Below are 3,544 nucleotides of genomic sequence, written 5' to 3' on the forward strand. Positions count from 1 at the left end.
CCGAGGCCTGGGCCGTCCTGCGGTCGGTGAAGCGCGGCTCGCCGCGCAGCTCCGGCTGCCACGCGGGCGGCCAGGCGAAGCGGTTGCGCAGGGCCTCGGGCGTGAGGCGCTCGGGGCCGACGGGCGGCAGGTGGTCGTCGACCGCGAGCACCGGCACCTCGCGCGGATCGAAGTTGGGCAGCTTCGACAGCGGGGTGTCCGGCGGGATCGTGGCGGAGGGATCGATCGGCGACATGGGACCGTGGAAATGAAAAACCGCCGCGGGCTGGTGGGCCGGCGGCGGCTGGTCGCGAGGCGGTGCTGCGTTACTCCGCGGCGGCGGCGTCCTTGACGCGGTGGGCCAGCTTTTCCTTGATGCGGGCCGACTTGCCGGAACGCTCGCGCAGGTAGTACAGCTTGGCGCGGCGCACGTCGCCGCGGCGCTTGACCTCGATGCCGGCGATCAGCGGGCTGTAGGTCTGGAAGGTGCGCTCCACGCCTTCGCCGCTGGAGATCTTGCGCACCGTGAAGGCGCTGTTCAGGCCGCGGTTGCGCTTGGCGATCACCACGCCTTCGTAGGCCTGCACGCGCTTGCGGTTGCCTTCGACGACGTTGACGGAAACGATCACCGTGTCGCCGGGGGCGAATTCGGGGATCTTCTTGCCCAGGCGGGCGATTTCCTCTTGTTCGAGGGTCTGGATCAGGTTCATGGTTACCTCGTGATCGTGTCCGCGCTGCGCCGCGGCGCGAAGGCGCCGCTCCTGCGACTGAAGGCCCTGGCGCGCCCGCTTCTTGTGGTGCGGGGCGGCCCGGACGGCCGGACAGAGGATCGGGGAGCCCGCGATTATAGCGTGCCGAGGAAATCCTCGTCGGCGCGGCTCAGGCGGCCCGCCGCGCGGGCGGCGGCGATCAGGTCGGGCCGGTGGCGCGCCGTCAGCGCCAGCCGCTGCCGCCGGCGCCAGGCCTCGATGCGGGCGTGGTGGCCGGAGAGCAGTTCCTCCGGCACCCGCAGGCCGTTCCACTCCTCGGGCCGGGTGTAGTGCGGGCAATCGAGCAGGCCGTCGAGGGCGGGGTTGAAACTGTCTTCCTGGTGGCTGCCGGCGTCGTTGAGCACGCCGGGCTGCAGCCGCGCCACCGCGTCCAGCAACGCCATGGTGGCGATCTCGCCGCCCGAGAGCACGAAGTCGCCCAGGCTCAGCTGCACGTCCACGTGGGTGTCGATGAAGCGCTGGTCGATGCCTTCGTAGCGGCCGCAGACCAGGATGGCGCCCGCGCTGGCGGACCAGCGCTCCACGCCCGCGTGGTCCAGCCGCTCACCGATGGGGGAAAAAAGGACGACGGGCGCGGCGTCGCCGCGCTCCGCCTTCACCGCCGCCAGGCAGCGCGCCAGCGGCTCGGCCAGCATCACCATGCCCGGGCCGCCACCGAAGGGGCGGTCGTCGACGCGCCGGTAGTTGCCCTCGGCGTAGTCGCGCAGCTGCCACAGGCGCACGTCGACCTGCCTGGTCTCGTAGGCGCGGCGGGTCACGCCCGCGGCCAGGAAGGGCGCGAAGAGTTCGGGGAACAGGGTGACGACGTCGAAGCGCATGGCGCCTCAGAAATCAGGCTGCCAGTCCACCGTGATGCGGCGCGCGCGCAGGTCGACCTCGTCGACGTAGGCGCCCACGAAGGGCAGCATCCGCTCCTGCGGCTTGCCGGCCTCCTCGTATTCCACCACCAGCACCGTCTGCGGGCCGGTGGCCATCAGGTCCCTGACGCGGCCCAGGTGCACGCCTTCGCGGTTGACGACTTCCAGGCCGATCAGGTCGACCCAGTAGTACTCGTCCTCGGCAGCGGTGGGAAAGGACGAACGCGGCACGAAGATGCGCGCGCCCTTGAGCAGCTCCGCGGTGGTGCGGTCAGCCACCGCATCGGCGCGGGCGACGATGACGTCGGAATGCTCCTTCGCCTCGCGCACGCGCAGCAGCAGCGTGCCGGCGAAGGCCCGGGGGCCCTTGTCGGGAGGCTGCAGGTACCAGCGCTTGGTGGAGAACAGCGCCTGCGGATCGGCGCTGTGGGGCAGGACCCTGAACCAGCCCTTGACGCCCCAGGCATCGTGGATGCGCCCGACCTCGATGGCATCCGCGGGCAGTTCCGCGGGTTCGATGTCCTCTGGCAGCCGCGGGGCTGCCGGACCGCCGGGCGCGGCCATGGGAGCTTCAGGCAGCAGCCGGGGCTTCGGCCGCGGCAGCCGGGGCCTGGGTGGCGCCCTGCTTCAGCAGGCGCTCGACGGTCGGGGAGGCCTGCGCGCCGACGCCGCGCCAGTAGCTCAGGCGGTCCTGCGCGACGCGCAGCTTCTCTTCCCCATCCTTGGCGATGGGGTTGTAGAAGCCCAGCCGCTCGATGAAGCGGCCGTCGCGGCGCACGCGCTTGTCGGCGACGACGATGTTGTAGAACGGGCGGTGCTTGGAACCGCCGCGGGAGAGTCGAATGACGACCATGCTTTATCCTTCGGGTGGATGACAGCGTGCCTTCCCGGCACGCATGATGTTCTTCCGGCGTTGAGACACGCGACTGGCCACCCGGCCAGCGACACGCCGAAAAGCCCGCGATTATAACTTCTTCTCCTTTATGCTGACTCTGCGGCCGAGCACCGACGCCGACATTCCCGCGATCACCGCCATCTACGCCCACCACGTCCTGCACGGCACCGGCACTTTCGAGACCACCGCGCCCACCGAGGCCGAGATGGCGGCGCGCCGCGCCGACGTGCTCGCCAAGGGCCTGCCCTACCTGGTGGCCGACAACGACGGCCGCGTGCTGGGCTTCGCCTACTGCCAGTGGTTCAAGCCGCGGCCGGCCTACCGCTTCTCGGCCGAGGACTCCATCTACCTCGACCCCGACGCGGGCGGCCAGCGCATCGGCAACAAGCTGCTGACCGAGCTGTGCAAGCAGGCGGAGGCCGCCGGCATCCGCAAGCTGATCGCCGTGATCGGCGACTCGGACAACGTGCGCTCGATCGGCGTGCACCGCGCCGTGGGCTTCCGCCACGTGGGCACCATCGAGTCCTGCGGCTGGAAATTCGGCCGCTGGCTCGACATCGTGCTGATGGAACGCTCGATCGGCGAAGGCAGCCGCACGGCTCCGGAAGCGCCGGCGAAATGAAGAGCAAGACGCTGGCGACCTGGCTCGCCTTCCTGGGTGGGCCGCTGGGGCTGCACCGCTTCTACCTGCGCGGCTTCGGTGACCTGACCGGCTGGCTGCTGCCGATTCCCACTGCGCTGGGGCTGTACGGCATCGAGCGGGTGCAGCAGTACGGGCAGGACGATACCCTGTCCTGGCTGCTGATCCCGCTGCTGGGGTTCACCATCGCGGGCTGCTGCCTCAACGCGATCGTCTACGGGCTGATGGAGCGGGAGAAGTGGAATGCGCGCTTCAATCCCGCCGCCGCGCCCGGCGCCGAGCCCGGCGGCACCCATTGGGGCACGATCTTCGCCATCGCCCTCTCGCTCGCCATCGGCGCCGGCGTCCTCATGGCCAGCCTGGCCTTCAGCTTCCAGCGCTATTTCGAGTACCAGGTGGAAGA

The 3,544-nt window shown here is 70.4% G+C and carries 6 protein-coding genes and 1 pseudogene; 2 read left to right on the top strand and 5 right to left on the bottom strand.

The features are described 5' to 3' along the window. The 5 genes and pseudogenes from VFM98_RS16720 to rpsP form a co-directional block, all read right to left on the bottom strand. Positions 1–235, bottom strand: a pseudogene (locus VFM98_RS16720) (coenzyme A pyrophosphatase); the annotation flags it as partial. Between the two features lie 70 nt (positions 236–305). Then, a complete protein-coding gene (gene rplS / locus VFM98_RS16725; protein ID WP_325111032.1) occupies positions 306–689 on the bottom strand; it encodes a 50S ribosomal protein L19 in 384 nt (127 codons plus the stop codon). Positions 690–823: 134 nt separating this feature from the next. Beyond that, on the bottom strand, positions 824–1,567 hold the full coding sequence (trmD, locus tag VFM98_RS16730) for a tRNA (guanosine(37)-N1)-methyltransferase TrmD (protein WP_325111033.1): 744 nt from the start codon (positions 1,565–1,567) through the stop codon (positions 824–826). Between the two features lie 6 nt (positions 1,568–1,573). Beyond that, positions 1,574–2,170, bottom strand: a complete 597-nt coding sequence (gene rimM / locus VFM98_RS16735) for a ribosome maturation factor RimM (RefSeq protein ID WP_325111034.1) — start codon at positions 2,168–2,170, stop codon at positions 1,574–1,576. A gap of 7 nt (positions 2,171–2,177) precedes the next feature. Continuing rightward, the gene (gene rpsP / locus VFM98_RS16740; protein WP_325111035.1) at positions 2,178–2,459 is read right to left on the bottom strand and encodes a 30S ribosomal protein S16; all 282 of its coding nucleotides are present in this window, start codon (positions 2,457–2,459) and stop codon (positions 2,178–2,180) included. 130 nt (positions 2,460–2,589) lie between these two features. Between rpsP and VFM98_RS16745 the strand changes: the two genes are divergently transcribed. Together VFM98_RS16745 and VFM98_RS16750 are read left to right on the top strand one after the other, a co-directional pair. After that, entirely contained in the window at positions 2,590–3,123 is a 534-nt protein-coding gene (locus tag VFM98_RS16745; protein ID WP_325111036.1) for a GNAT family N-acetyltransferase, read from the top strand. Further along, positions 3,120–3,544 (top strand): hypothetical protein (locus tag VFM98_RS16750; protein WP_325111037.1); only part of this gene is annotated, 425 nt, incomplete at its 3' end. The genes VFM98_RS16745 and VFM98_RS16750, both read left to right, overlap by 4 nt.

This window comes from Ramlibacter sp. (genome assembly GCF_035706265.1).
In the GTDB taxonomy this organism is placed as follows: Bacteria; Pseudomonadota; Gammaproteobacteria; order Burkholderiales; family Burkholderiaceae_C; genus Ramlibacter.